Source organism: Kouleothrix sp. 19917, assembly GCF_057073505.1.
The window spans coordinates 5,654,684-5,680,927 of sequence record NZ_CP097099.1 but is presented as its reverse complement, the minus strand read 5'-3'; the positions used below and the strand labels follow the sequence as shown (position 1 = coordinate 5,680,927).

The following is a 26,244-nucleotide window of genomic DNA, read 5'->3' as shown; positions in this document are numbered from 1 at the left end:
GACTGCCTTTCAAAAGAAAAGATATTGGTTCAAGCCGACAATTCGCGGTTGGGCAGCAGCACGCGGAAGGTCGCGCCCTGGCCCACGCTGCTGCTGACCGTCACCGCGCCGCCGTGGGCCTCAGCCACCAGCCGGCACAGCGTTAACCCCAGGCCGGTGCTGCCCTGGCGGGTGCCGTTTTTTGGCTCGGCAAAGCTGCCAAAGCGGTCGAAGATGCGGCCCAGCCTTTCGGGCGGGATGCCCGGCCCGTCGTCGGCCACATCGATCGCGACCATTGGCGGCTGGCCTTCCGCCGCCGGCACGGTTTCGGCGCTCAGGCGAATGTGCGTGCCGGGGGGGGTGTGCTTGATCGCATTGGAAAGCAGGTTTGCCAGCACGCGCCGCAGCAGCCGCAAGTCGGCGTCGAGCAGCAGAGTCGCGGTTGGCGCGCGCACCTCAACGTTCTTGTGCTCCTGCTGCAGCCAGATCTCCATTGAATCGACGCACTCGCGCAGCAGGTCGTGCGCCGCGAAGGTGCTCAGTTCCAGCTCAAGCTGCCCTTCCTCCAGCCGCGCAATGTCGAGCAGGTCGCCAATCAGCGCCGAAAGATTGCGGCTGCTGCGCAGCGCGCCCGTCAGCAGCTCGTGCTGGTCGTCGGAAAGCTGGCTGATGCTCAGCACTTCGAGGTAGGCGATCAGCGCGGTAAGCGGGTTCTTCAGGTCGTGCACAACCATCTGCGTAAGCTGGGTTTTGTGCATTTCCAGCTGGCGCAGCGCGGCGTTCAGCTCTTCAAGCTCTTTGCGCTGGCGGCGCTCGTCGGCAATCGCGCGCGCGGCCCGCTCGAACACCTGCACCTGCCCTTCGGCAAGGCCCACCCGCTCGCGGAGCATGGCGCGCAGCTCGGGCGTTGGGCGGTCGCCATGTGCCAGCGCGTCAACAAGCGCGTCCATCGCTTCGATATACTCGGTTTGCAGGCGCGCGCGCGTGCCCGAAAGCAGCAGGCTGTCGATCAGGCTTTCGCGGCTGTGGCCGCGCCAGTAGCCCACCAGAACGGCATAGCTGATCATGCCGAAGCCAAACGATTCCTGCACATGGTAGAGCCAGAACAGCGGGCTAAACACCACGGCGTAGAATTGCGTCAGCAGGGCTTCGCCAAACAGCGCCGCGCCGCAGACCAGCGCCAGGCCAAATGGCGACGGCGTTTGCCGGTACAGGCGGGCCAGGCGCAGCACGGCAAACAGGTAGCAGGCCACGCCCACTGCCACCACCCACGCGCGCGAGCGGCTCAGCAGATCGCTTGCGCTGGCAGTGATGCCGCTTGCATCGGCTGGCGCGGGCATGTCGTGCGCGGGTTCAGCTGGCGCGCTGCCATAGCCCGCGCCATAGTCGTCGCGCCCGCCCGCCGAGGCAGCGGTTGCAGCCTCGCTGCCATAGCCCGCGCCATAGTCGTCGCGCCCGCCCGCCGAGGCAGCTGCTGCGGGCTGATTTTGTGCCACTGGCGGCTCGACCAGCACCGCCAGGAACAGCCAGTTGTAGAAGAGCCAGAAAACGAAAAAGAGCAGCAGAATCCAGCGCGCGGCGCGCATCAGGCGGGCGTTGGCGTGCGCCGAAAGGTTCAGGCCGCTGAGCGCAAAAAAGATGCTGCCCAGCCAGAGGCTGAACATCGCTGAGTAGGATGCGGCCAGGTTGCGCCCGCTGATCAGAATATTTGGCGTGGAGACCGCGTGCGTGAAGAAGATGCTCGCCATGGCCAGAAACGCCAGCCCAACCAGAAACACCCGGCCATCGCGCGCGCGCCGCGCAACGTGCAGCACCAGCAGCGCCAGCCCCACGCCGGCCACCGCCGCGAGCAAGCCGATGATGAAGTGAAACAGGGGGTTGTGCAGCCACGGCATATTCAGCCAGGTTGCAAAGGGCGCGGCGGCGAGCAAGAGCGGGCCAAGCAGCAGCACGCCCGCCCAGCCAAAAAACTGCCCACGCGGCGCAGGAGTGCCGAGGCGAGCACTGGCGAACGGTTCTTCGGGCGCAGGTTGAAGCGATTCAGATGCCACAGCAGTAGTGAGCGAAGTCAAAAGTCGTGAGTTGCGAAGAAAAAGCACGAACGTTGCGCGGCAAACAGTTGCATTATACGAGCGCGCGCCGCCGTATGCATTACGATAATGTGACAGTCGCATAAACAGTGGCGCGGGCACAATAGTGTGCTCTTACGATATAATACACCCATGCAACAAATTTTCGAATCTGCTGGCGCCGCGCCCGATCTGGAAGGCATCCGCGCCGCGCTGCTGGCCTGGTTTGCCACTGGCGGGCGCGACCTGCCCTGGCGGCACACACGCGACCCCTACACGATCATGGTGTCGGAGATCATGCTCCAGCAAACCCAGGTCGACCGGGTGATCCCCAAGTTTCACGCCTTTCTGGCCGAGTTTCCCACCCTCGAAGCGCTGGCCGCCGCGCCCACCGCCGACGTGATTCGCGCCTGGGCCGGGCTGGGCTACAACCGCCGCGCGCTCAATCTCCAGCGCGCCGCGCGAGCGGTGCTGGAAGAGCACGGCGGCGTTTTCCCACGCGACCTCGACACCCTGCTGAAGCTGCCGGGCATTGGGCGCTACACGGCTGGCGCAATTGCCTGCTTCGCATTCGAGCAGGATGTTGGCTTTGTCGACACAAATATTCGCCGGGTGGTGCAGCGCCTGCTGCTTGGCCCGGAAGAACAGGGCGTGGCCGGCGAGGCGCAGCTGCTGGCGCTGGCCGCTGCTGCCGTGCCGCCCGGGCAGGGCTGGGCCTGGAACCAGGCGATCATGGAGCTGGGCGCGCTGCTCTGCACCGCCGCTGCTCCCGCCTGCTGGCGCTGCCCGGTGCAGGGCTGGTGCCGCGCCTACGCTGCGCGCCGCGCCGCCGACGAGCAGGCGTTCAGCGTTGGGGCCGCGCCGCCGCCCCCACCAGCGCGCGCGCGTAAAGTCGCCGAGCGCCGCGAAGAGCCTTTTTCCGGCTCGAACCGCTTTTTTCGCGGGCGCGCAATTGCCGCGCTGCGCGCCCTGCCGGCGGGCGAGTCGCTGGCGCTGCCTGATCTGGGGCGCGCGCTCAAACCCGATTTCGCCGACGCCGACATGCCCTGGCTCGAAACACTGATGGCCGGCCTGGCGCGCGATGGCCTGCTGGTGCTGGAAGGCGAGCGCGTGCGACTGCCGTAGGGCGGAACCGCTGAACCACGAAACTACAGAACCGCTGAACCATAGAACCGAGACACGAGACACGAGACACGCGGGCTACTTAGGACGCTATTGTTCGCACTCCCCATCTCCTTGTCTCCCCATCTCCTTGTCTCCCCTCTCGTGTCTGCCCATCTCCTTGTCTCCCGGTCTCCGTGCCTCTGTGTCTTGTCTAAAAAGCCGCCAAGTGGGGCGGGTCAACAAAAGACCAATGAAGGCTCGCAGAAGTGGCTTGGCTCTGCTATCCTATGCCTTGATGCATCTCAAGGCCGCAAAAGACCGATGCGCTCGACGCTGTCACAGAGAATGGCTTTCGATGCATCGTATCGCTTGTTTCACAAGACCGTGTAAGATCCCAGTGCCCACGAGCACGTAGCCTCAAGACTGGTCCGAAACAAGCTCCTTTTTCTTGTCCTTTGGAGAGCTATCATGCACATTCTCGGCATTGACCTCGCCAAACTCACCTTCGATGTCACCCTGCTGCGTGAGGGTGGCGACCGTCGCCACAAGCAGTTTCCGAACACCTCCGCTGGTTTTGAGCAGCTCCAGCAGTGGCTTCGCTCCCAGCACATTGAGCACGTGCATGCCTGTATGGAGGCAACCAATGTCTATTGGGAAGCGCTGGCTGCCTTCCTCGCCGATGCTCAGCACATCGTCAGTGTGGTTAACCCTGCCCGTATCAAGGGTTTTGCCCAAAGCCAGATGATGCGCACCAAGACCGACAAACAGGATAGCCGCATCATTGCGTTGTTCTGCTTGCAATGCCAGCCCGAAGCCTGGACACCACCCTCTGCCGCCCAGCGCCGCTTGCGTGCGCTCACACGCCATCGCGACGACTTGCTCCAAACGCGCACGCAACTGTCCAATCGCTTGGGCGATACCAGCGACACGGTGGTGCGCACGTCGCTTGAAACGGTTCTGGCAAGCGTAGAGGAGCAGATCACAAGCGTCGAGGCACAACTCAAACAGCATCTCAAAGACGAGCGTGACCTGGGCGAGCAAGCTGCGCTTCTCACGGCGATTGTCGGAATAGGTACAATCACTGCCGCTAAGTTGCTGGGGGGAGTTCTGCGATATCGACGCGTATACATCGGCCAAGGCGCTGGCGGCAGACGCGGGAGTAACACCGGCGCAGCACAGATCGGGAACGAGTGTGCGGCGGCGAACACACCTCTCGAAAGTGGGCAAGGCGAGCGTGCGAGCGGCGCTGTACTGGCCGGCAATTGTGGCGATGCGACGATGCGAAGGGTTCAAGGCGTTTGCGGAACGGCTGGCAGCGCGCGGCAAAGCCAAGGGTGTGATCATCGGTGCGGTGATGCGCAAGTTGTTGCACGTGGTCTATGGTGTACTCAAGCATAAAACGCCCTTTGACCCAAACAAAGTCCTTGGCCCGACCCGTTCTTCAACGTAATATCTCTGTGGTGAATTTTCGGTCGTCAGTCGTCAGTCGTCGTTCGATGGTCAACCTGAAACCTGTAAACCCGCAACCCCAAAACCTCCGTGCCTCTGTGTCTCTGTGGTGAATCTCGTGGCTATCGTTCGTCATTCGCCCAATCGTAAATCGTAAATCGTCAATCGTAAATCCATCTAACTCGCCGTGGTATAATTGCCCCGCTCAGCCAGTTCCCGAAAGAAGGCCATGCCCCCGTTCCAAGCCCAGTCGAGCCAGTTTAGCCTGATCAGCGGCATCCAGCAGCCCAGCAGCGACATGGTTCTCGAAACCGTGCCGGCGAGCTTTTTTGCGCCCGAAGGCCGCAAGGGCAACCTGTACATTCTGGCCGAGGCCGAGCAGGATGTGCCCCGCACGCGCGATGCCTGCAAAATGGCGATGCAGATCATCTGCCGGCTGTTCTACGACGACAGCTCCTACAGTGTGACATCGGCCCTGCGCAAGGCGATTAGCGCGGCAAACAAGGCGCTGTACGAGCAGAACTTCAACATGCCGGCAGCTAAGCGCGCCGTGCTGGGCGTAAGCTGCGCTGTGCTGAAGGGCAACGATCTGTATATCGCGCAGGTGCAGCCGGCCCAGGCCTATATTCTGGCGGGCACCAAGCTGCGCCCGCTGCCACCGCTGCCGGGCGGCTCGTCGGCGGGCAGCGTGGGCTTCAAGCCGGGCGCGGTCGGCGCGAGCCTGTCGATCGAGCCGGAATTCTACCGCGCCACGCTCAACCCTGGCGATGTGCTGCTGCTTGGCACCACGGCGCTTGGCCGCCTGATCGACGCCGACACTGGCCGGCAGCTGCTGCGCGGCAGCGGCACCGACGATATTGCCAGCACGCTTTCCGAGCTATGCGCCGAAAATGCCGTCAGCGACGCGCACGGCCTGGTGGTGATGATCCGCCCCATGCTCAGCCCGGCCGCCCAGGCCGACCCGCTGAGCCGCGCAGGGGTGAGTGAGCGCGGCCGGCTGGCCCTGCGCCGCGCGGGCGCGTGGGCGGGCCGCATCACGGGCGACGCCACGCTGCTGCTGCGTGGCACCAACACGCGCACCCGGCAGCGCCGCGCCGTCGAGCGCCACGAGCAGGAAATCCGCAGCCGCGAGCAGCTGGCCGAGCTGCCGCCCGATACGGCCCCGCCGCTGCCGCAGCCAACCATGCCCCCGCTGGAGCTGGGTGAAAGCCTGGACGAGCGGCTTGAGCAGGAGCGCTACGAGCGCCGCCGACGGCTGGGCGCAGCCCCGCCGCGCGAAACCGAAGACGAAACGCCCGCGCCGTCGCGCACGCTTGGCGAGGACGACTATATCGACCCGGCGCGCGCCGAGCGGCGCATCGACCTGAGCGACACGCCCGGCATGGCGGCAAGCTACAGCCGCACGCACAGCACGCATAGCGAAAGTTCGCGCGGGAACGATCAAACGTTTGGCGAACGTATGGCCCAGCCGTTCGAGCAGCTTGCCGGCGCGGTGGGCAGCATGAACCGCCGCCGCCGCCTGCGCCGGCCGCCGCCACGCGCCCTGCCGCGCCGGGGTGGCGGGCTCACCTACCGCCGCCAGGCGCCGCCCTTTCCCTGGCAGTGGCTGCTGGTGATGGTGCTGATCGTTTCGGCTGCCGTGCTGTACGGCATTAACCTTTCGCGCGACATTGCGCAGCGCCGCGCCAACGACACGCTTGAGCGCGCCGCAACTGCTGTGGGCGCGCTGCGCAACGCCAACGAGCAAAGCGCGCCGCAACTGCTCGACGCGGCCTCGATCGCGCTGGCCGACGTGCGCTCCGCCGGCACGATCACCACCACGCTCGAAAACCGCCAGCGCTACGACGAGCTTGAGCGCGAGTACGAGCGCGTGCAGGCCGCGCTGCAAAAGCTCACCTACTTCGACGACCTCTCGCTGGTGGCGCAACACCCGACGCCGGCTGGCCTGTTCACCAGTGTGGTAGTGCCGCCGCCGCCGCAGGGCATTACAAACACCGCCGCGTTCGCCAGTATCTATATTCTCGACAGTAATGCCGGCGTGCTCTACCACATGCCGCGCAATGGCGGCGCGCTGGAGCCGCTGCTCAGCCCAAACCAGACGATTGGCCCAACGGTTGTGGGCAAGGTCAAGGCACAGGCATGGCGCGAAGATAATATTGTGGCGGTGGCGCAGAGCGGCGAGGCCGGGCCGTTCACCTTCTACTTCCGCAATGGCGAGAACTGGGGCTACAGCGCGCTGGCCGGCAGCGAAACCTGGGGCCGCGTGCCCGAGCGCTTCCGCGCCGTGAACTACGCCGGCAACCTGTACATCTGGGGCGCGGGCGAGTCATCCGACCAAATTCAGAAGTACATCAGCGGCAACTACGGCCAGTTTCCCGACCCGTGGATCAAGGATTTTGGTGGGCAGCGCACCAACAACGCGCTCGACCTGGCGATCGACGGCGATGTCTACCTGTTGCAGCCGGACAGCCGCGTGCTGCATTTCCAGGCGGGCACCTTTCAGAATGAAATCAAGCCGCAGGGCATCAACCCGCCGCTGACAACGCCGGCCGGCTTTTTTGTGACGGGCGACGCCGACACGGGCAGCGGGTCGATTTTCCTGATCGATTTCAGCCAGCGCGTGCTGGAGATCGATAAAAAGACCGGCGCGCTGATCCAGCAGATCCGCGCCCGGCCCGATAGCCCGTTCAAGCTTGAGCAGCTTACCAGCCTGTATGTCGATACCAGCGGCCCGCGCCCGGTGATCTACATGGTGAATGGCGGCCAGATCCTGCGCGCCACCATGCCCGACCGCCCGCGCCCGCTGTCGGTTGGCACGCCTACGCCCGAGGGGTCGCCTGCGCCAACCACCGCGCCGACAGTTTCGCCATAGCGCCAAATCCACGGCAGTCCTCAGGCGCGTTCCAGTGCCGCGCGGAGCAGCCTGAACCCCTCGATCCTCCAGTGAGCCCGGTCGGGAAACTGATCTTCTGCGCGCCAGCGCATGGTGGTGAAGCCGGCCCACATCAGGGCGCGAAACTGCTGAACCAGAGCGTGATTTGCGCCCGGGTAGCGCGCCGCAGCGTCTTCGGGCAGGAACGCAATGTCGTACTCGACCGGGCCGCGCTGGCAGGTGTGGAAGTCGATGAAAAGCGGCCCGCTCCTGGTGCTGAGCACGTTTCCTGGGTGTGGCTCGCCGTGCAGGAGTTGATCCGCAACGTCCCATTGCCCAATTGTGTCGCGCAATCGTGCAAATGTACTGTTGAGAAAGTCGCGATCAGCGTGGGGTAGGTCTGGGTTCTGCGCGTGATCGGCAAGCTCGGCAACCCAGGCAGCAATTCGCGTCTTGACGTGCGGCGCTGCCAGATCGAGCTGGCGCAGACCAGCATGCAGGCGAATGAGCGCGTCGGCATAGGCGGCGGGCGCGATTTCTCCCATCGGTTCGTAGTAGCGCCACAGCGTCAGCGCGAAGCCGTCTTCCACATACACGCGCGACCCTGCCAGCGGTTCGAGCGCGCCAACCGGGCTGCCGGTTTCGGCAAGGCGGCGCGCAACTTCCGCTTCGAACCCAAACTCGTCTCGCCACGCCTGCGGCGCAACGCGGGCAAGCGTGTCGCATGGGATGAGGCGCACTGCAATGCGGTCGGAATTGTAGATAATAGCCGAGTCGTTGGCTTGCAAGCCGAGCCGGCGCGCAGCCGATTGCGCGGCCGCAACTGCGCGCCGGGCATGCGATGGTTCCATCTTCGCTTTATCCTTTGGGAAATTCGCACGGCAACGTCGTGGCGCTAGCTCGCCCCATCGGTCCATTGCGTCAGCCGCTTCAGAGCATCCATCTGCTCGCGCTGGCCGATTTTGGCCTTGCGCACGGCCTGTTGCAGCGTCGCAATGCTCGTGTCGTAGGTTTTCTTATCGACCGGGTAGGGGTGGCCGTCTTTGCCGCCGTGCGCAAACGAGAAGCGCGCCGGGTCCTTGATGCTGACGGGCGCGCCATACACCAGCTCGCCCACCAGGCTTAGTGCGCGGAGCGTGCGCGCGCCCACGCCTTCCATGCCGAGCAGCGTGGCGAAATCTTCGGGCTGGCGCTCGTAGGTTTTCAGCAGAATGCGGTGCAGCCGTTTGGGATCGACATCTGCACCTTTGACGTCGTGGTGCGCGGGCAGCGTCAGCTCGCGAATCTTGCCGATCTCGGCCACGACCTTCTCGGGCTGCTCGCGCGCCAGCGCCGCCGTGACATCGCGGGCGGCGGCGCTTTCGCCCGCCACCAGGTTCCAAACCTCGCCGGTCGTCTCGCTGGCGATGGCTGCGTGCGGGTCGCTCACAAAGCTCTGCACGTCGTCGCTGAACCAGTGGTAGCGCCGCGCATAGCCGGCCGCGTCGTTCATGCCCTGCTGCACCACCGCCCAGTGCCCGGCGCGGTCGAGCAGAAAGACGTGGTGGTAGATCTGGTAGCCGTCCTGCAAGGCGTTGTTATCGACTTTCGCGGCCATGCGGCTGGCCTGGATGTAGGGCGCGGGGTCGACGCCCATCCACATGCCAGCGGCGGTCAGCTCGCCAGGGGTGGCGCGCGAGGTGCGGCCCTTGCCGCCCGCCACCACAAAGCCCAGCTCGCGCGTGCGGCCAGCGATGCCCTGCTTGAGCGCGCCACAGACGGTGGTCGTCACGCCGCTGGAATGCCAGTCCATGCCCATCACCGCGCCAAACGCCTGAAACCAGATCGGGTCGGACAGGCGGCGGAACAGCTCGGCGGTGCCGTGCTCGGCCACGATCCAGCTTGCGACTTCGGCAGAAATCGTGACCATGCGCTCGAACAGCCAGCGCGGCGCGTGGCCGCCATGGAGCGGCAGTTTGGCAGTGCCTTGTCGCATCGCAATGCTCCTTCCAGGGTGTGTAGTGGGAAATGACGCACCCTTCGATACACGCTTCGCGTGGCTCAGAATGCGTTTCTGCTCGGCACACGCTTCGCGTGGCTCAGGATGCGTTTCTACTCAGCCTCGCGCGCGTCGCGGGCGGGCAGCGGCACGCGGATGCGCAGTGGCAGCAGCCACAGCGCCGCGCCCAGCAGCACGCCCAGCCCGATCAGGCCGGCCAGCGGGTAGCCACGCGCCAGGTTCACTACGGTGAACATCAGCGTGCTGAGCATATACAGCGCCGCCGGGATGCCATCCGCGCTGGGCGGAAAGCGCCGGCCCGCCCGCAGCGGCGCGGCTTCGGCACGCGGCAGAATGCGCGCCACCGCGAACGCCATCAGCAGGCCCACCAGCCACCACGCCACGAAATTTGCGCCGGGCACGCCATAATACCAGCCGCTGTCGTGCCATGTCCAGTAGCTATTCACGCGCGTGGCCACGGTTTCGATCTGAAGATCGAGCAGCAGCACCAGCGTCGCCACCAGCGGCGCGCGCATGGCTTCTGTGCGCGCCACCGCGCCCGCGATCTGCCAGCTGCCCGCCGCCACCATCAGCCACGCGCAGGCGATTGGCAGCGGCACCACGCCAAACAGCTGCGGCTGGAGCATGGTGGTGTAGGTGTAGCGCCCGAACGGGAAGCCGCTGCGCACGCCCAGGTGTTCGACGCCCCAGGCCAGCAGAAGCACCGCCAGCCCGGCCAGCGCGCCGCGCCGCCCATAAAAGCCGACGAGCCAGAACAGCGCGGCCGCGCCCTGCGCCAGCAGCAGCGCGCCACCCATCCAGCCGCCCCAGGCCGGCACGCGATCCAGCGCCACCACAACCGCCGAGCCGGGAAAGACCGCAAGGTAGAGCAGAAACAAGCCTGCGGCCAGCTTTCGAGCAAGGTTCATAGAACTCCGCGAATATAGTGATGAGTGTCCAGTATTCAGAAGATTTTGCTGACTCCTGACTCCTGACTCCTGTAGTGCTATCGCCCCAGCAAAAACCCCTGGCCCAGCTCGTCGCGCGGGTCGAGCACATATTCGTGCCGCCCGGTGATGAAGGCCGTGCCGGCCACTTCCGGCACAATCGCGGCGAACTCGCCCACCTGCGCCGCGCCGGCCACCCGCCCGCGAAACGCGCTGCGCCGCCCCAGAATGCTTTCGATCACAATTTCTTCGCCGGGCGCAAGCTCGCCGCGCGCCGCGTGGAGCGCCAGCCGCGCCGAGACGCCCGTGCCGGTGGGCGAGCGGTCGACCTCGGCGTGGGCAAAGATGCAGACGTTGCGGCTGTGGTGCGCCGGGTCTTCGGGCGGGCTGGTCAGGATGGTGCCGTAGAGAAAGCCCAGGTCGGGCTCATACGGGTGGCGAATTGGCAGCGTGGCATTCACGGCGGCGGTGATGGCCGAGCCAGCCGCGACAAGCTGCGCCGCAAACTCGGGCGCGACATGCAGACCCACGCGCTCGGCCGGCAGCACGGCGTAGAACGCGCCGCCAAAGGCCACGTCGGTGTGCAGCGCGCCATAGCCCGGCACGTCCAACGGCACATCGCGCGCATACAGAAACGACGCGACATTCAGGAAGCTCACGCGCTCGACGCGCCCGCCCGCGCCAAGATGCGCCGTGGCACGCACCAGCCCGGCGGGGGTATCGAGGTTTACGGCAGTGCGCGCGCCGTCGGCGGGAAACGCGCCCGTTTCGAGCAGCGCGGTCACCAGTGCGATCACGCCGTGGCCGCACATGGTGCTGTAGCCCTCGTTATGCAAAAACAGCACGCCAAAATGCGCCTCGGGCGAAACCGGCGGCGTCAGCACGCAGCCATACATGTCGTAGTGGCCGCGTGGCTCCCACATCAGCGCGCGCCGCACATGGTCGAGGTTCTCGCGCATATAGCGCCGCCGCTCCAGGATCGTCGCGCCGGGCAGCCCGGGCAGCCCGCCCGTCACAATCCGCAGCGGCTCGCCGGCCGCGTGCGCGTCGAGCGTGGTGATGCGCAGGGCGTCGCCGGCCCAGTCGCGCGTATTCCAGTTGATCTGCATAGAAACTCCCTCAGAACCGAGAACCAAACAGTTGGCAGTAGGCAGTCGCCAGTAAGCTGCAACAGGCGTATGCAATACGCCACGCCTGCAACCTTCAACAGGCGTATGCAATACGCCACGCCTGCAACCTTCAACCTGCAACCTGCAACAGGCGTATGCAATACGCCACGCCTGCAACCTGCAACCGAACGGTCGTATCGCTACGACATACACTCGCTATGGCTTATACGGCGCTGCGCGAAAAACAGATGAATTTTGCGTTTATAAAACACATCGACTTTCACCGCCGCCGAACGACATCCCGCTCCAGCATGCGTGCCACAGCTTGCATTTTTGTTATCGCCATGCCCGTCAAATGACGAGATCGTTAGTTGGAAGTGCGCCAGGCGCATGGTACCATAAACATCCCCCTTTTTTGGGCGGGGCTAGTGAAGAGCTCTGAGCGTATGGAAAATCGACCGCTGCGAATATTACTTGTGGAAGACGACGGCAGCATTGCGCGCGTGATAGCAATCGCAATGCAGGGCTTTGGGCAGCCCTACCAGCTTGATCAGGCATATTCTGCCGAAGAAGGGCTGGAGCTGTGGGCTACGACCTGGTGCTGAGCGATTATAACCTGCGCGGCATGAATGGCATTGTCATGATCGAGCAGCTGAAGGAAAAAGCGCCCGACCTGCCGACAGTCATTTTCACCGCCTATGACGACGCCGCAGTACGGCGCGCAGCGCGCAATGCCGGTGTTTCGCGCTTTATCGCCAAGCCATTTATGATCGACGAGATGATCGACGTTGCCCGCGCCTTGCTGCCCATCCGCACCAGCGCGCTTGGCTCATCAAGCGCCGAGTAGGCGCGCATTCGCCCCGGCAAAAAGCAGGCGCTGCACGGCGGCCTGTTTTTTTATACCCATTGCCTTCAACCCCGCCCCAATGCTATAATGCCCGCTCGGTACCCAAATGCCAAAGGAGAACGCGATGCAGCGCGTGGTCTACCTGCGCCGTGCGCCCAGCCGCCGCGATCAGCGCAGCCTGCAACAGCAGCTCGAACGCGCATTTCAGCACCAGTGGGCCAGCCCCGGCGCGCTGCTGGTGGTGTCGCCGCGCCACGAGATCTGGCAGCCGCCCACCGATGCCTACGAAACCGCGCAGGCTTTTGTGGTGCGCCTGGAGCTGGCCGGAATGCGCGACGCCGAGATCGCGATTACGCTCGATGAGCACGGCCTGCGCATCGAGGGCCAGCGCCCCGAGCAGCACGAGCAGCCGCCGCTGGGCTACCGCCAGATGGGCATCAACTACGGCGCGTTTGCCGTCGAGGTGTTTGTCGGCCAGCCCTTTGATATCGAGCGCGTCAGCGCCCGCTACGACGACGGCTTTCTGATCGTCGAGCTGCCGCGCGTGGCGCCTACCCGGGTCGCGATCACCCCGTCGAATCCGTTGTAGCGCGCCCCGCGCAGTGCGCGGCGCGGTGGAGAACCCCATGAGCGAGGGCGACGACCAGGACTTCTATGAACAGCCGCTCGACGAGGCGCGCGCGCCCGCGCCGCCCATCCCCGACGAGCTGGCCATCCTGCCGCTCTTCAATATGGTGATCTACCCCATGACGGTGATCCCGCTGGCGGTCGGGCAGGAGCAGTCGATCAAGCTGATCGACGATGCCGTGCTGGCCGAGCGGATGATCGGCCTGGTGACGCTGCGAAACGAGCAGGAGCGCCCGCCCGTCATTGCCGCTGGCGACTACTACGAGGTCGGCACGGCGGCGATGGTGCACCGGCTCTTGCGCCTGCCCGACAACACATTGCGTGTGGCGGTGCAGGGTCTTGAGAAGATCGAGATCGTCGAGGTGCTGCAAACCGAGCCATACATCCGCGCGCGCGTGCGCGTGCTGGCCGACGAAAGCAGCGACGATCTCGAAACCCAGGCGCTGATGCGCAACCTCGTCGGCCTGGCCCAGCAGATCCTCCAGCTGCTGCCCAACCCTTCCGAAGAGCTGCAAACCCAGCTGCTGAACGAAGACGACCCGCGCCAGCTCGTCTACCTGCTGGCGGTCTCGCTGCTGTTCCGCAGCACCGTCGCCGAGCGGCAGGAAATCCTCGCGCTCGGCAGCGTGCACGCCAAGCTCGCCCGCCTGACCGAAATCCTCACCCGCGAGCTGAGTGTGCTGCAACTTGGCCAGCGCATCCAGTCGCAGGTGCAGAGCGGCATCGACAAGAACCAGCGCGAGTATCTGCTGCGCGAGCAGCTGCGCGCCATTCGCGAGGAGCTTGGCGAGGGCGACGAAAATGCCGCCGAGATCGCGCGCCTGCGCCAGGCCGTCGCCGAAGCTGGCATGAGCGCCGAAGCCGAGGCGCAGGCCGAGCGCGAGCTGGGCCGGCTGGCGCAGATGCCGCCCGCCGCCGCCGAGTATGGCGTGATTCGCACCTACCTCGAAACGCTGCTGGCGCTGCCCTGGAAACAGCACAGCGACGACCAGCTCGACATTGCGCACGCCCAGCGCGTGCTCGACGAAGACCACTACGACCTTGAGCGCATCAAGGCGCGCATTCTCGAATACCTGGCCGTGCGTGCGCTGCGCCAGCAGCGCCTGGGCCTGACGGCCAACCCGCGTGGCGCGATCCTGTGCTTTGTCGGGCCGCCCGGCGTGGGCAAAACCAGCCTGGGCCGCTCGATCGCGCGCGCAATGGGCCGCGAGTTCATTCGCCTTTCGCTGGGTGGCGTGCGCGACGAAGCCGAAATTCGCGGGCACCGCCGCACCTACATTGGCGCGCTGCCCGGCACGATCATCCAGACCATCCGGCGCGCAGGCGTGAACAACCCGGTGTTTATGCTCGACGAGATCGACAAGCTCGGCGCGGATTTTCGCGGCGACCCGTCTTCCGCCCTGCTCGAAGTGCTCGACCCCGAGCAGAATAATTCCTTCCGCGACCATTATCTCGACGTGGCGTGGGACCTCGCGCCGGTGATGTTTATCGCCACCGCCAACACGCTGCAAACCATCCCGCCGCCGCTGCTCGACCGCATGGAGGTCATTCAGCTTTCGGGCTACACGCTGCGCGAAAAGCTCGAAATCGCCCGGCGCTATCTCTTGCCCGAGCAAATGCACGAGCACGCGCTCACCCCCGCCGACGCCGACATCACCGACGCGGCGCTGCAAGTGGCGATTGAGGAATACACCCGCGAGGCGGGCGTGCGCAACCTCGAACGCGAGATCGCGACACTCTGCCGCAAAGTCGCGGTAGAAATCGCTTCGCGCACCGAAACACCATCCTCTACCTCCAACTCTTCATCCCCCATCGTTGTGGATGCGGAAAAGGCGCGCGAATACCTGGGCCGCCAGCGCTACTTCGCCGAGGCGTCCGAGCGCATCGACCGGCCGGGCATTGCCACCGGGCTGGTGTGGACGCCGGTGGGCGGTGATATTATTTTTATCGAAGCGACGCGCATGCCGGGTGGCAAGGGCTTCGCCGTCACCGGGCAGCTGGGCGAGGTGATGCAGGAATCGGCACGCGCCGCGCTTTCGTATGTGCGCGCAGAAGCCGAGCGCCTGGGCATCGACCCGCGCTTCTTCGACAGCAGCGACATCCACCTGCATGTGCCGGCCGGCGCGATTCCCAAGGATGGGCCTTCTGCCGGCACTGTCATGGCCACCGCGCTGGTTTCCCTGCTGAGCGGGCGGCCAGTGCGCGACAGCGTGGCAATGACGGGCGAGATCACACTGCGCGGCAAGGTGCTGCCCATCGGCGGCGTGAAGGAAAAAGTGCTGGCCGCCCACCGCGCCGGGCTGCGCACCGTCATCCTGCCGCAGCGCAACGCGCCCGACCTCGACGAGATCCCGCCCGAGGTGCGCGCCGAGCTGACATTCGTGCTGGCCGACCGCATGGGCGATGTGCTCGAATCCGCGCTCGCGCCCCTTCCCACCGAAACGCCACCCACTGCCGAGCCAACTGCATCATAACTGAAACATTGCACTGCTTTTTGGCGCCATAGTGCGTAATGCGTAGTGCGTAGCTTCAAACACGCACTCTGCTGGCAAGCATTCCTGTGCGTAATTGCAAACCTTCTGCAAATATAATGCACAACTTTTGGCACGCCTCTTGCTCTTATGTGCTGCGAGGAGAAAGAAACCATCGCACATCTAGAATGAGAGGAATCGGAGATGCGAGACAATCAGGACATTTTGCAGCAGTATGTCAGCGACATGATTTCGCTGGACAAGCACATCCTTGAGGCGATCGAGCGCCAGCTGGGCGACGACCGAATCGACGCTTATATTGGCACCCGCACGGTGATCACGTCGATCAAAACCGCGCTTACAAGCCAGAGCAGCGCGCTCGAGCAGCAGCTTGCCAGCGTCGGTGGCGAGGCCAGTGGCCCAGTGAAGGAAACGCTGAGCGCAATTGCGGGTGTGGCAGCCGGCCTGTACGACAAAGTTCGCCACGACCCGGTATCAAAGATGCTGCGCGACGACTACACCGCGCTGAGCCTGGCCTCGATTGGCTACACCATGCTGCACACCACTGGCCTGGCCCTCAAGCACGACGGTGTTGCGAACATGGCGCTGGCTGCGCTCAAGGAGCTGACGCCGATTGTGGTGAAGATCAGCGAGGCCATCCCGGGCATTGTCATTCAGGATTTGAAGGACGAGGAAGTGACGATTGCGCCCGAGGTCAAGGACCAGGCCGTGAAGAACACGCAGGAAGCGTGGAGCCGCGAGAACGTGGGCAAGTAGCGTTTGTTTCCAGTTCACGCAGAAGGGGCAAGGCTTGTAGCCTTGCCCTTTCTCTTCTTTTGTTGTGTGCGATTTTCCTGCGCTATGCGCAGGAAAATCGCACGCAACAATACACTAACCCCCACCCAGATGCGGCGCGCACAGCTCGAAGGCGGCGCGCAGGGCCGCTTTCGGATCGCCTTTGGGCAGGAACTCGTGCGCCACATAGCCGCTGAAGCCGGTGTCGCGGATGGCGCGCATGATCGCGGGGTAGAACAGCTCCTGCTCGTCGTCCAGGTCGTTGCGGCCAGGATTTCCGGCCGTGTGGTAGTGGCCGATGTGCTGATGGTAATCGCGAATCGTGCGGATGACGTCGCCTTCCATGATCTGCATGTGGTAGATGTCGTAGAGCAGCTTGATGCGCGGCGAGCCGACGGTGGCGCACACCTCCGCGCCCCAGGCGGTATGGTCGGCCTGGTAGTCGTGGTGGTCAACCTTGCTGTTCAGCAACTCGATCACCAGCGTCACGCCAGCATCCTCGGCGGCGGGCGCAAGCCGCCCGAGCGACTCGGCCATGGCCGCCGCGCCGTCGGTGTCGCTCAGGCCATTGCGGTTGCCGCTGAAACACAGCACGGTCGGGATGCCAAACTGCGCGGCCTGCTCCAGGCGCGTGCGGATGTCGCGCTCAAGCTGGGCGTGCAAGCCGCGCTGGTTCAGCCCCACTTCCAGCGGCATATGGCCCTGCACCGACGAGATCGTGAGGCCGTGGGCGCGCACCAGCTCCCAGTGCTCGGGCGGCACCAGATCGAGCGCGGAGTAGCCCGCCTCGGCGGCAGCGCGCACAAACTCCTCGGGCGGCATGAGGCGCGGCGAGAAGCACCACCACGAAACACTTTGAACAATGGGCATGATGTTTCTTCCCTTTGCTATGCAGCCAAATCGACTTCACTCAGCTTCACCGGGCGGCCTTCGTCGTACGATTTGCGCGCGGCCAGCGCCATTACCACCGGGGCGCGGCCATCGCGGCCGGTCACGGGCACGGGCGCGCCGCTCGTCACCGCTGCCACAAACTCGCTCAGCTCGGAAACAAAACTCTCGGTGTAGCGATCCATGAAGAAGTTGAGCGGCAGATCGCGCCGGATGCTGCTGGCGTCGCTGATGGTGGTGTTGTTTGGGTAGTTGTTCGAAACCGCAATCGCGCCACCGCTGCCAAACACCTCGACGCGCTGGTCGTATCCGTACACGGCGCGGCGGCTGTTGTCGATCGTGCCAATTGCGCCATTCGCGAAACGCAGCACCGTCAGCGCGGTGTCGATATCGCCAGCCGCGCCAATCGCCGGGTCGACCATCACCGCGCCTGCGACGTAGACTTCATCCACCTCGCTGCCGACCAGAAAGCGCGCCATGTCGAAGTCGTGGATCGTCATGTCGACAAAAATGCCGCCCGAGACTTTGATGTACGAAATCGGCGGCGGCGCGGGGTCGCGGCTGATGATATGCAGCAGCTCGGGCGTGCCAATTTCGCCCTGCACAATCGCCTGGCGCACGCGGCGGAAATTGGCGTCGAAGCGGCGGTTGAAGCCAATCTGCAGCGTCACGCCGGCGCGCTCAACTGCCGCCAGCGCCCGGTCGATGGTCGCCAGACTCAGGGCAATCGGCTTCTCACAGAAAATCTGCTTGCCGGCCTGCGCAGCTTCCTCGATGATCTGGGCGTGCGTGTCGGTGGCGGTGCAGATCAGCACAGCTTCGATGTCGGGGTTGACCAGCACGGCGCGGTAGTCGGTCAGCGCGGCGGGAATGCCGAAATCGTGCGCGCAGCGCTGCGCCGCTTCTTCAATTGGGTCGGCCACGGCCAGCACGCGCGCGCTGCTGATGCGCGTGGCGAGGTTGGCGGCATGCACGCGGCCAATTCGGCCCGCGCCCAGCACGCCAATATTCAGGGTCTGACTGCTCATTGCATGCTCCAGTGTTTAGAAAGCTATTTGTACGAGTGCATTGGACGCAGATGCACGCGGAGAGCGCGGAGGGAAGTGCATGAAGCGATCGTCGGCGTTCATCTGCGTCCTATTTCAAGATATTGAACACATATGAGACTACAAACCGAGCGTCGCCAGGTAGTCGCGGTTGCGCTGGGCGCTGGCGCGCGGTTCGCCCATGCCGGGCAGAACATCCTGCTCGACGGTGACGAAGCCGCTGTAGTCGCGGGCGCGCAACCACTTGGTCGCCGCCGCAAAATCCACGCAGCCGCGCCCCAGCTCGCAAAACACGCCCCGCCCCACAGCGGTGAAGTAATCCCAGCCTTCGGCGCGGGCCTGCTCGGCCACCTGTGGCTCGCAATCCTTGTAGTGCATGTACCAGATCCGGTCGCCATAGCGCTGGAGCGCCGCGCCAATGCCCGCGCCGTCATTAGTGCCGCTGCCATAGACGTAGTGGCCCGTGTCGAACACCAGCCCGAGCAGCGCAGGGTCGGTCAGGTCGAGCAGGCGCGCGATCTCGTCGGGCGTTTCGACAAGGCCGGCGCAGTGGTGATGAAACACCGTGCGCAGCCCGGTTTCGTCGCGCACCGCCCGCGCCACCGCCTCGGCGCCACGTGCAAAAGTGCGCCACTCGTCGTCGCTCAGGCCCTGCGCGGGCGTGATGCGGCCGGCATTCTGGGTGCGCGCCGGGTCGGAGCCATTGGCGTCGGCCAGCACCAGAAAGGGCGCGGGCGTGCCGCCGGCCGCCGCCAGCAGGCGCGCAACCTTGACCGCGTCGGCCTGGCCGGGCGCGTGAGCAGCAGGATCGCGCAGGGCCACGGGCACAAAGGCGCCAGTGAGCGCCAGCCCGCGCCGCGCCAGCTCGTCGCGCAGAGGGCCAGGCTCGGTGGGCATGAAGCCCCAGTCGCCCAGCTCGCTGCCGGTGTAGCCGGTGTCGCGCAGCTCGTCGAGCATTTGCGTGTAGCCGATTGATTTGCCTTGCATGCCTTCGAACTCAAGCGACCCCCACGAGCAGGGGGCGTTGCCGATATGGATGGCTGGTGCCATTGGGTTTCCTTCTTTTTGTGGGCGAATGCGATTCGCCATTCATTTTTGCTCGGGCCACAGGGCCAGCTTGCACTCAAAGCCATGCAGGCTTTTGTAGCAGTTTGCCCCGGCCACAAGACGATTGCTGTAATATTTACCTGTACTGCTATCGAGCGCTGGCTGCTCGGGCCGCAGGGCCGCCGGGGCTCGCGCCGCCCCGGCACCCGGCACTGGGGCTATCGCCCCAGACCCCAAATTTGATGCCGGTATTGTTTACAATGCCTTGCGGCCATGCCTCCGTTGTGCCAAAAAGCTGGCAGCTGAAATTGAAAGCCTCGCTTGCATTAATGCAGTTTGCTTGGGCCGCAGGGCCGCCGGGGCTCCCGCCCCAGCACCCCGGCCGGGGCTTTCGCCCCTGGACCCCAAATTTGATGCTGGTATTGTTTGCAATGCCTTGCGATCATGCCTCCGTTGTGTCGACCGCTGGCAGCGAACGAGCAAAGAATCGTTGTTTATGCAGGCCGTCAATCTGGCACGCACTGGATCGTCTGATGCCTGCTTTGCCCATAACGGAGCCATGACAACGAGCATCTTGCACGCCGACCACGCTCTTTACGGGGTCCGGGGCATCGCCCCGGCGCCCGAGGTGCAGGAGGCTGGCGGCAGCCTCTTGCCGCAGAGCGCGAAGGCGCGTAGCCCTCGCTCAAGCGCATCCTGGCGCGGGGTATGGGGCCGCGCAGGCCCCAACATAAAACCAACCCCTAGAATTTGCGACTCCACTCCTTCGGCCAGCGCTCGACGACGACCTTGGTTTCGGTGTAGAACTCGACGCCGTGCCGCCCCTGCGCGTGCAGGTCGCCAAAGAAGCTGTCCTTCCAGCCCGAGAAGGGGAAGAAGGCCATGGGCGCGGCCACGCCAACGTTGATGCCGATATTGCCCGCGCGCGCTTCGTAGCGGAACTTGCGCGCGGCCGGGCCACTGTTGGTGAACAAACAGGCCATATTGCCGTAGTTGCCCTCGTTCACCAGCGCGATCGCGTCGTCGATAGTATTCACGTGCATGAGGCTGAGCACCGGGCCAAAAATCTCGGTGCGCGCAATCTCACTGCGCGGGTCGACGTTGTCGAGGATGGTGGGGCGCACGAAGAAGCCCTGCTCGTAGCCGGCGATTGAGGGGGCGCGACCGTCCACCAGCACGTCGGCGCCCTCGCTCGCGCCCTTGCCAATCAGCATCTCAATGCGCTGGCGGCTTTCGTCGGTGATCACCGGGCCCATCTCGGTGGCGGCATCGAGGCCATAGCCAACCTTGCGCGAGCTGGCCGCGTCGGCAATGCTTTCGCGGAACATGTCGCGCGCCTCGCCCACGGTGATGGCGATGGAAGAGGCCAGGCAGCGCTGGCCCGCGCAGCCGAACGAGGAATCCGCGACGATCTTGGTCGTCATGTCCATGTCGGCGTCGGGCAGGACGATCACGGGGTTTTTCGCGCCGCCCTGGCATTGGGCGCGTTTGCCGTTCGCGGTGGCGCGACCGTAGACATAGCGGGCTACCCCCGTTGAGCCAACAAACGACACTGCGCGTATTGCGGGGTGATCGAGTATGGCGTCGACCGTTTCCTTGCTTCCATTTACCACCTGAAACACGCCCTTCGGGAAGCCGGCGCGGTCGATCATTTCGGCCAGCTTGGCGCTGGTCATTGGCACTTTTTCGGAGGGCTTGAGGATGAAGCAGTTGCCGCAAGCCACTGCATAGGGCAGGAACCACAGCGGGATCATGCCGGGGAAGTTGAAGGGCGTGATCGCCGCGACCACGCCGACGGGCTGGCGGATCATGTGCTCGTCGATGCCGCTCGCGATATCTTCGTTGTTATAGCCCTGCATCAGGGTCGGGATGCCGCACGCGACTTCGACGTTCTCGATGCCACGGCGCATTTCGGCCTCGGCCTCGGCCAGCGTTTTGCCGCATTCCTGCGTGATCACGCGGGCGATGTCCCTGTAGTTTTCTTCGAGCAGGTTTTTCAGGCGAAACATGTACTGGATGCGTTCCAGCGCGGGCGTGCGCCGCCAGCCATCCCAGGCAGCCAGGGCGGCCTGCGCGGCAGCATCCACCTCGGCGCGCGGCGTGACGGGCACGCGCACAAGGGTTTCGGTGGTGGCGGGGTTGCGCACGTCGAGGAATTCGCTGGCCTGCGAGTGCTGGAACGTGCCGTTGATATAGTTGGCGAGCTGTTCGGTTGCCATAGATTACCTCCACTTCCGTGTGTTGCGCTACTCAACAGTAAACGAATGAGCCTGCGGCAGCAAGGTATTTCTGATTTATTCTTGGTCAATTTTGCGCGTAGCGCAAAATTGACCAAGGCGATGAGGTAAGCGTCAGCTTGGATATTGGAAGCCGTAGATACCGAAATCTTCGTGCCTTCGGGCCTTCGTGGTGGAAGAAATAAGCGTCAGCTTGCGTACTGGAAGCCATAAATACCGAAAGCTTCGTGTCTTCGTGCCTTCGTGGTTACGCAACCCTCAAACCTGTCGTTATAACGCGATGGGCACGGCCGCGCCAGTGACGGCGCTGTGCGCAACCGCTTCGGTGAAGGCCATGTATTTCACGCCCGTGTCGAAAGTCGTGAACTTCACTGCTTCCTCGCCACGAATCGCGCCAACGAACTCGTCTTCGACGCGCCAGCCGCCGCGCTCATTGTCGGGAATGGCGATCGGCGCAAGCTCGGCGTCGTCGCGCCGCCCGCCCCAGAGCTGGCCCTCGCTGTAGCGCAGGGTGCCGTCGCTGCCATACAGGCACATCTCGGGCGGGCCGGCATGCCCCGTCACCGCCGACACCTGAATGTGGGCCTGCGCGCCGCAGACCATGTCGGCCAGCACGTCGAGGTGCTCGGGCACGCGCACCGCCCGCAGGCCGCCCTGCTCGTCGCGGCGCTGCTTCACAAACACGCGGCCAAGTGCCTGCACGCGCGCCGCCTCGCCAATCCAGCGCATCAGCGCCTCGTACCAGATCCCCAGGCTCAGTATGTTGTAGCCACTCAGGTCGGCGTCCTGCCGCCAGTGCAGCGGGCTGTCGCGGTCGAGAAAGCGATTGCCATCGCGCACGCTGGCGGCCAGCACCTCGCCCAGGTAGCCCTCGGCCAGCAGCCGCCGCACGGTTGTGTCGGCGGGCAGCGTGTAGGGCGAGGGCACGACCTGCGCGACCAGATTGGGGCGGGCGCGGGCGGCGTCGCGCATGGCGCGGGCTTCGGCCAGGTTCATGGCCATGCGCGCCTCGCACAGCACGTGCTTGCCGGCTGCCAGCGCGGCCAGCGTGGCGGGAGCGTGCAGGTACGGCCAGGTGCCGATCACCACGGCGTCGAGATCGGACGCGGCGGCCAGCTCCTGCCAGTGCTCGTAGACCTGCGCAATGCCAAAGCGCCCGGCCACGCGCTCCGACGAGGCGCGGCTGCGGTTGCACACGGCGGCGATTGTGACGCCTTCGATGGCTTGCAGGTTTGGGATGTGCCGCGCCACGGTGTTGCCGCCCGCGCCAATTACGCCTACGCGGATTTCTTGCATCGCCACGCTCCCTTTCTGGCTGGGTTTACGATCCGCAGATTACACAGATAGAAGTACAAATCACAGCCATCTGAAACTGTACTGGCGCTACGCACTACGCACTACAAAGCCATAGGGCGTAGTGCGTAGAAAATAATCTCAGGCATCTGCGCCATCTGGGGATAAATTCACGCTATCTCGCTCACGCGCACGGGCCGGCCTTCGCGCAAACTTTTGGTCGCGGCCAGCGCCACGCGCAGTGTTTCGAGCGCATCGCGGACGCTGGGCATGGGTGGTTCGCCCGCGCGCAGGCACTCGAAGAAGTAGGCCAGCTCATTGCGGTAGGCGGCCTCGAAGCGGTCGGGGAAGCTTTCGAAATGCCCGCCGTGGTAGCCCAGGCCGTGCGAGCTGAGCAGCGGCGTTTTCTGCTGCGCCTCGATCACCAGCCGCGCGCGGCTGCCCGCCACTTCGGTGCGGATGTCGTAGCCCCAGGTCGTGCGGCGGCTGGCTTCCAGCACGCCCAGCGCGCCATTCGTGAAGCGCAGCATCGCCACCGCGCTATCGACATCGCCCATCTCGGTGTAGGCCGGGTCGATCAGGGCCGCGCCCCAGGCGCTCACTTCTTCCACTTCGCCCACCAGAAAGCGCGCCAGATCGAAGTCGTGCACGCTCATGTCGACGAAAATGCCGCCGCTGGTGCGAATATACTCGATCGGCGGCAGGGTGTAGTCGCAGCTGATTGCGCGGAAACGCTCGATTGTGCCAACCTCGCCCGCGTCGATTGCGCGCCGGGCAGCGGCATAGCCGGGGTCGAAGCGGCGCATAAAGCCGATCATGGCCGGGATGCCAGCCGCCTCGACGCTCGCCAGCACGCGCTCGGTTTCGGCCAGCGTGGCGGCCACCGGCTTCTCGCACCAGACCGGCTTGCCCGCCTGCGCGCACTGCTCCAGCAGTGTGGCGTGCGTGGGCGTGGGTGTGGAGATCAGCACCACGTCGACATCGGCTGCCGCGATCGCGCCGGCAATGTCGTTGGTGGCGCGGTCGGCGCGCACCAGCGCCGCGCCCGCCTGCGCGCTCGCCAGGTCGGCGTCGGCAACGGCGCGCACATGCACGCCAGGGATGCCGGCGAGGTTGCGCAGGTGCGTGCGGCCCATGCGGCCCGCGCCAAGAAAGGCAACATTGAAATCAGTCATACATCTATGCTTTCTGTTTATGGCACGCTATTTTTGAGTCAATCTGTTGTAGCCTGCCCCTTCGACAGGCTCAGGAGAACCAGCAGCAGCGCAAAACGCAGCAAGTCGGCAGTATGCGAAAGGGTGACAAGACAGGCCTTCTCCTTGCCTCCTGTCTCCCAATCTCTTCTTAAACTCCGTGTCTCCGCGCCTCCGTGGTGAAATCCCGCTCGCCAATGGGCGACTAAAACAGCCGCTCCCGGGCGCGCATCTGCTCCCACTCGGCGCGCTGCGCCTGCACGCTCGCGCTCTCGCTGACCTCGGCCACCGGCACGTCCCACCAGCTTTCGTAGCCCGGCACGCCCTGCAAGCGGTCGTTGCGAATATAGATCACCGTGGTGCGCTCGATGTCGCGGGCGGCCTGCAGCGCCGCCACAAAGTCGTCGTATGTCTCGCAGCGGATGACATGCGCGCCCAGGCTGGCGGCATTGGCGGCCAGATCAACCGGCAGTTCGGCAATTTCGTCGGCGCTGTCGTCGGGCAGCACATTGTTCTGCGGGAAGGCGTAGCGCGTGCCAAAGCCCTGCTGGCCGAGCGAGCGGCTGAGCGAACCAATGCTCTTGTAGCCGCTGTTGTCGAACAGCGTGACGATCAGCTTGCGGTCTTCCTGAATCGAAGTCACGATTTCCTGCGCCAGCATCAGGTACGAGCCGTCGCCAACCATCACATACACGTCGCGCTCGGGCGCGGCCATTTTTGCGCCCAGCCCGCCCGCGATCTCGTAGCCCATGCACGAGTTGCCATATTCCATGTGGTAGTTCTTTGGGCTGCGCGCGCGCCAGAGCTTGTGCAGATCGCCCGGCAGGCTGCCCGCCGCGCAGACCATAATCGCATCGGGGTCGCTGCCCTCGTTCACCGCGCCAATCAGCTCGCCCTGGCTGGGCAGTGGCGCAAGCCGCACGTCGTAGATGCGCTGCACCTCGGCATCCCACTCGTCGTGCAGGCGGCGGGCAGCGGCTTCGTACTCGTTCGCGACATGCCAGCCGCCGAGCAGGGCGGCCAGTTCATCCAGCGTGGCGCGGGCGTCGCCCAACAGCCCAAGCGCGCTGTGCTTGGCGGCGTCGAAGCCGGTGACGTTGATGTTGATAAAGCGCAGATCGGGGTTCTGAAACGCCGTCTTCGAGGCGGTGGTGAAGTCGCTATAGCGCGTGCCAATGCCAATCACCAGATCGGCATCGCGCGCGAGACGGTTGGCGGCCAGCGTGCCGGTCGCGCCAACCGCGCCCATGCATAGCGCGTGGTCGAAGGGCAGGCTGCCCTTGCCGGCCATGGTCTCGCCCACGGGGATGCCGGTTGCATCGACAAACTCACGCAGCGCGCCAGTCGCTTCGCTATAGATCACGCCGCCGCCCGCCACAATCAGCGGCTGCTTGCTCGCGCGAATCCACTGCGTAGCGGTTTCGAGCGCGGCGCGGTCGGGGCGGTTGCGGGCGACGTTCCACACGCGCTTGCGGAACAATTCTGCCGGGTAGTCGAAGGCTTCGGTCTGCACATCCTGCGGCAGCGCCAGCGTCACCGCGCCGGTTTCGGCCGGGCTGGTGAGCACGCGCATGGCTTCGGGCAGCGCAGTGAGCAGCTGATCGGGGCGGTTGATACGATCCCAGTAGCGGCTCACCGGCTTGAAGCAATCGTTCGCTGAAAAATCCTGCGACAGCTCGGACTCGATCTGCTGGAGCACGGGCGCGACATTCCGCCGCGCAAAGATGTCGCCGGGCAGCAGCAGCACCGGCAGGCGGTTGACAGTGGCAGTCGCCGCGCCGGTAATCATGTTGGTCGCGCCCGGGCCGATCGACGTGGTGCATGCAAAGGCCTGCAGGCGGTTTTTCACCTTGGCGTAGGCGGTGGCGCTGTGCACCATGGCCTGCTCGTTGCGCGTCTGGTAGAAACGGAAGTCGGGGTTCTGCTGGAGCGCCTGCCCGATGCCCGCGACGTTGCCGTGGCCGAAGATGCCGAAGCAGCCGGCGAAAAATGGGTTCTCCGCGCCATCGCGCGCGACGTGCTGCTGCTTGAGGAAGGCGATCAGCGCCTGCGCCATGGTCAGGCGGATCGTGCTTGGCTGGCTCATTCTGGCTCCTTCCAATATGTAGGGCTGCGCCCCACGCCCCGATTGTTTCGTTTCGTATTTTTTAGAGGGATACTTTGCCCCGTGTCCCAATTGAGCCGCTTTTTGGCTCTTTCCGGGGCGCTTCGCCCCCGTGCCCCCGATTAGGGGAACCGAAGCCGGTTCCCCTAAAACCCCTCCGGCAAAAGGTGCTCGTATCAAGCAAAGCGC

Annotated in this window: 20 protein-coding genes and 1 pseudogene; 9 read left to right on the top strand and 12 right to left on the bottom strand. The window is 64.8% G+C overall.

Going from position 1 to position 26,244, the window contains the following annotated elements:
- Window positions 1–29: 29 nt before the first annotated feature.
- The gene (locus M1P90_RS22925; RefSeq protein WP_483697763.1) at window positions 30–2,030 is read right to left on the bottom strand and encodes an ATP-binding protein; all 2,001 of its coding nucleotides are present in this window, start codon (window positions 2,028–2,030) and stop codon (window positions 30–32) included.
- A gap of 171 nt (window positions 2,031–2,201) precedes the next feature.
- On the opposite strand from M1P90_RS22925, the gene M1P90_RS22920 reads away from it, so the two are divergent.
- The 4 genes and pseudogenes from M1P90_RS22920 (at window position 2,202) to M1P90_RS22905 (ending at window position 7,473) form a co-directional block, all read left to right on the top strand.
- Window positions 2,202–3,173 (top strand): A/G-specific adenine glycosylase, encoded by a 972-nt coding sequence (locus tag M1P90_RS22920; protein ID WP_483697761.1) that lies wholly within the window; start codon window positions 2,202–2,204, stop codon window positions 3,171–3,173.
- Window positions 3,174–3,620: 447 nt separating this feature from the next.
- Window positions 3,621–4,214: pseudogene (locus M1P90_RS22915) on the top strand (IS110 family RNA-guided transposase); the annotation flags it as partial.
- A gap of 19 nt (window positions 4,215–4,233) precedes the next feature.
- A complete protein-coding gene (locus M1P90_RS22910) occupies window positions 4,234–4,602 on the top strand; it encodes a transposase (protein ID WP_483704680.1) in 369 nt (122 codons plus the stop codon).
- A 228-nt stretch (window positions 4,603–4,830) separates the two neighbouring features.
- Complete coding sequence (locus M1P90_RS22905) at window positions 4,831–7,473, top strand: hypothetical protein (protein WP_483697759.1); 2,643 nt, start codon at window positions 4,831–4,833, stop codon at window positions 7,471–7,473.
- Window positions 7,474–7,493: 20 nt separating this feature from the next.
- Here the strand turns inward: M1P90_RS22905 and M1P90_RS22900 are convergent, their stop codons facing one another.
- The 4 genes from M1P90_RS22900 to M1P90_RS22885 all read right to left on the bottom strand — a co-directional run bounded on the left by M1P90_RS22900 (window position 7,494) and on the right by M1P90_RS22885 (window position 11,507).
- A complete protein-coding gene (locus tag M1P90_RS22900; protein WP_483697757.1) occupies window positions 7,494–8,324 on the bottom strand; it encodes a phosphotransferase in 831 nt (276 codons plus the stop codon).
- Window positions 8,325–8,368: 44 nt separating this feature from the next.
- Window positions 8,369–9,448 (bottom strand): DUF763 domain-containing protein, encoded by a 1,080-nt coding sequence (locus tag M1P90_RS22895; RefSeq protein WP_483697756.1) that lies wholly within the window; start codon window positions 9,446–9,448, stop codon window positions 8,369–8,371.
- Window positions 9,449–9,564: 116 nt separating this feature from the next.
- A complete protein-coding gene (locus M1P90_RS22890; protein ID WP_483697754.1) occupies window positions 9,565–10,380 on the bottom strand; it encodes a carotenoid biosynthesis protein in 816 nt (271 codons plus the stop codon).
- Window positions 10,381–10,457: 77 nt separating this feature from the next.
- Window positions 10,458–11,507, bottom strand: coding sequence for a proline racemase family protein (locus tag M1P90_RS22885; protein ID WP_483697751.1), 1,050 nt, complete (start codon window positions 11,505–11,507; stop codon window positions 10,458–10,460).
- Window positions 11,508–11,953: 446 nt separating this feature from the next.
- Between M1P90_RS22885 and M1P90_RS22880 the strand changes: the two genes are divergently transcribed.
- The 5 genes from M1P90_RS22880 to M1P90_RS22860 all read left to right on the top strand — a co-directional run bounded on the left by M1P90_RS22880 (window position 11,954) and on the right by M1P90_RS22860 (window position 16,229).
- Window positions 11,954–12,112, top strand: coding sequence for a hypothetical protein (locus tag M1P90_RS22880; protein WP_483697750.1), 159 nt, complete (start codon window positions 11,954–11,956; stop codon window positions 12,110–12,112).
- Complete coding sequence (locus M1P90_RS22875) at window positions 12,091–12,354, top strand: response regulator (RefSeq protein WP_483697748.1); 264 nt, start codon at window positions 12,091–12,093, stop codon at window positions 12,352–12,354. Before M1P90_RS22880 ends, M1P90_RS22875 begins: the two co-directional genes overlap by 22 nt.
- A gap of 124 nt (window positions 12,355–12,478) precedes the next feature.
- Complete coding sequence (locus tag M1P90_RS22870) at window positions 12,479–12,943, top strand: Hsp20/alpha crystallin family protein (RefSeq protein WP_483697747.1); 465 nt, start codon at window positions 12,479–12,481, stop codon at window positions 12,941–12,943.
- A 37-nt stretch (window positions 12,944–12,980) separates the two neighbouring features.
- Complete coding sequence (gene lon, locus M1P90_RS22865; RefSeq protein WP_483697746.1) at window positions 12,981–15,455, top strand: endopeptidase La; 2,475 nt, start codon at window positions 12,981–12,983, stop codon at window positions 15,453–15,455.
- 201 nt (window positions 15,456–15,656) lie between these two features.
- Window positions 15,657–16,229, top strand: a complete 573-nt coding sequence (locus M1P90_RS22860) for a hypothetical protein (protein ID WP_483697745.1) — start codon at window positions 15,657–15,659, stop codon at window positions 16,227–16,229.
- 114 nt (window positions 16,230–16,343) lie between these two features.
- Here M1P90_RS22860 and M1P90_RS22855 read toward each other — a convergent pair whose 3' ends face one another.
- The 7 genes from M1P90_RS22855 to iolD form a co-directional block, all read right to left on the bottom strand.
- Entirely contained in the window at window positions 16,344–17,117 is a 774-nt protein-coding gene (locus M1P90_RS22855; protein ID WP_483697744.1) for a hydroxypyruvate isomerase family protein, read from the bottom strand.
- Between the two features lie 17 nt (window positions 17,118–17,134).
- The gene (gene iolG, locus M1P90_RS22850; RefSeq protein ID WP_483697743.1) at window positions 17,135–18,163 is read right to left on the bottom strand and encodes an inositol 2-dehydrogenase; all 1,029 of its coding nucleotides are present in this window, start codon (window positions 18,161–18,163) and stop codon (window positions 17,135–17,137) included.
- Window positions 18,164–18,301: 138 nt separating this feature from the next.
- Window positions 18,302–19,231, bottom strand: a complete 930-nt coding sequence (locus tag M1P90_RS22845) for a TIM barrel protein (protein WP_483697742.1) — start codon at window positions 19,229–19,231, stop codon at window positions 18,302–18,304.
- A 740-nt stretch (window positions 19,232–19,971) separates the two neighbouring features.
- Window positions 19,972–21,447, bottom strand: a complete 1,476-nt coding sequence (locus M1P90_RS22840) for a CoA-acylating methylmalonate-semialdehyde dehydrogenase (RefSeq protein ID WP_483697740.1) — start codon at window positions 21,445–21,447, stop codon at window positions 19,972–19,974.
- 288 nt (window positions 21,448–21,735) lie between these two features.
- Window positions 21,736–22,761 (bottom strand): Gfo/Idh/MocA family protein, encoded by a 1,026-nt coding sequence (locus tag M1P90_RS22835; RefSeq protein ID WP_483697739.1) that lies wholly within the window; start codon window positions 22,759–22,761, stop codon window positions 21,736–21,738.
- Between the two features lie 167 nt (window positions 22,762–22,928).
- Entirely contained in the window at window positions 22,929–23,933 is a 1,005-nt protein-coding gene (iolG, locus tag M1P90_RS22830; RefSeq protein WP_483697738.1) for an inositol 2-dehydrogenase, read from the bottom strand.
- A gap of 223 nt (window positions 23,934–24,156) precedes the next feature.
- Window positions 24,157–26,037 carry a 3D-(3,5/4)-trihydroxycyclohexane-1,2-dione acylhydrolase (decyclizing) gene (iolD, locus tag M1P90_RS22825; RefSeq protein ID WP_483697737.1) on the bottom strand — a complete coding sequence of 627 codons (1,881 nt, stop codon included), beginning with the start codon at window positions 26,035–26,037 and terminating at the stop codon, window positions 24,157–24,159.
- Window positions 26,038–26,244: the final 207 nt, after the last annotated feature.

Excerpts from the sequence above, each read along its gene's own strand:
- M1P90_RS22840 (WP_483697740.1), bottom strand. The coding sequence starts at position 21,447 with ATGGCAACCGAACAGCTCGCCAACTATATCAACGGCACGTTCCAGCAC.
- iolG (WP_483697738.1), bottom strand. The coding sequence starts at position 23,933 with ATGACTGATTTCAATGTTGCCTTTCTTGGCGCGGGCCGCATGGGCCGC.
- M1P90_RS22890 (WP_483697754.1), bottom strand. The coding sequence starts at position 10,380 with ATGAACCTTGCTCGAAAGCTGGCCGCAGGCTTGTTTCTGCTCTACCTT.
- iolG (WP_483697743.1), bottom strand. The coding sequence starts at position 18,163 with ATGAGCAGTCAGACCCTGAATATTGGCGTGCTGGGCGCGGGCCGAATT.
- M1P90_RS22845 (WP_483697742.1), bottom strand. The coding sequence starts at position 19,231 with ATGGCACCAGCCATCCATATCGGCAACGCCCCCTGCTCGTGGGGGTCG.
- M1P90_RS22855 (WP_483697744.1), bottom strand. The coding sequence starts at position 17,117 with ATGCCCATTGTTCAAAGTGTTTCGTGGTGGTGCTTCTCGCCGCGCCTC.
- M1P90_RS22835 (WP_483697739.1), bottom strand. The coding sequence starts at position 22,761 with ATGCAAGAAATCCGCGTAGGCGTAATTGGCGCGGGCGGCAACACCGTG.
- M1P90_RS22905 (WP_483697759.1), top strand. The coding sequence starts at position 4,831 with ATGCCCCCGTTCCAAGCCCAGTCGAGCCAGTTTAGCCTGATCAGCGGC.
- M1P90_RS22920 (WP_483697761.1), top strand. The coding sequence starts at position 2,202 with ATGCAACAAATTTTCGAATCTGCTGGCGCCGCGCCCGATCTGGAAGGC.
- M1P90_RS22900 (WP_483697757.1), bottom strand. The coding sequence starts at position 8,324 with ATGGAACCATCGCATGCCCGGCGCGCAGTTGCGGCCGCGCAATCGGCT.
- M1P90_RS22860 (WP_483697745.1), top strand. The coding sequence starts at position 15,657 with ATGCGAGACAATCAGGACATTTTGCAGCAGTATGTCAGCGACATGATT.
- M1P90_RS22895 (WP_483697756.1), bottom strand. The coding sequence starts at position 9,448 with ATGCGACAAGGCACTGCCAAACTGCCGCTCCATGGCGGCCACGCGCCG.
- M1P90_RS22880 (WP_483697750.1), top strand. The coding sequence starts at position 11,954 with ATGGAAAATCGACCGCTGCGAATATTACTTGTGGAAGACGACGGCAGC.
- lon (WP_483697746.1), top strand. The coding sequence starts at position 12,981 with ATGAGCGAGGGCGACGACCAGGACTTCTATGAACAGCCGCTCGACGAG.
- M1P90_RS22885 (WP_483697751.1), bottom strand. The coding sequence starts at position 11,507 with ATGCAGATCAACTGGAATACGCGCGACTGGGCCGGCGACGCCCTGCGC.
- iolD (WP_483697737.1), bottom strand. The coding sequence starts at position 26,037 with ATGAGCCAGCCAAGCACGATCCGCCTGACCATGGCGCAGGCGCTGATC.
- M1P90_RS22870 (WP_483697747.1), top strand. The coding sequence starts at position 12,479 with ATGCAGCGCGTGGTCTACCTGCGCCGTGCGCCCAGCCGCCGCGATCAG.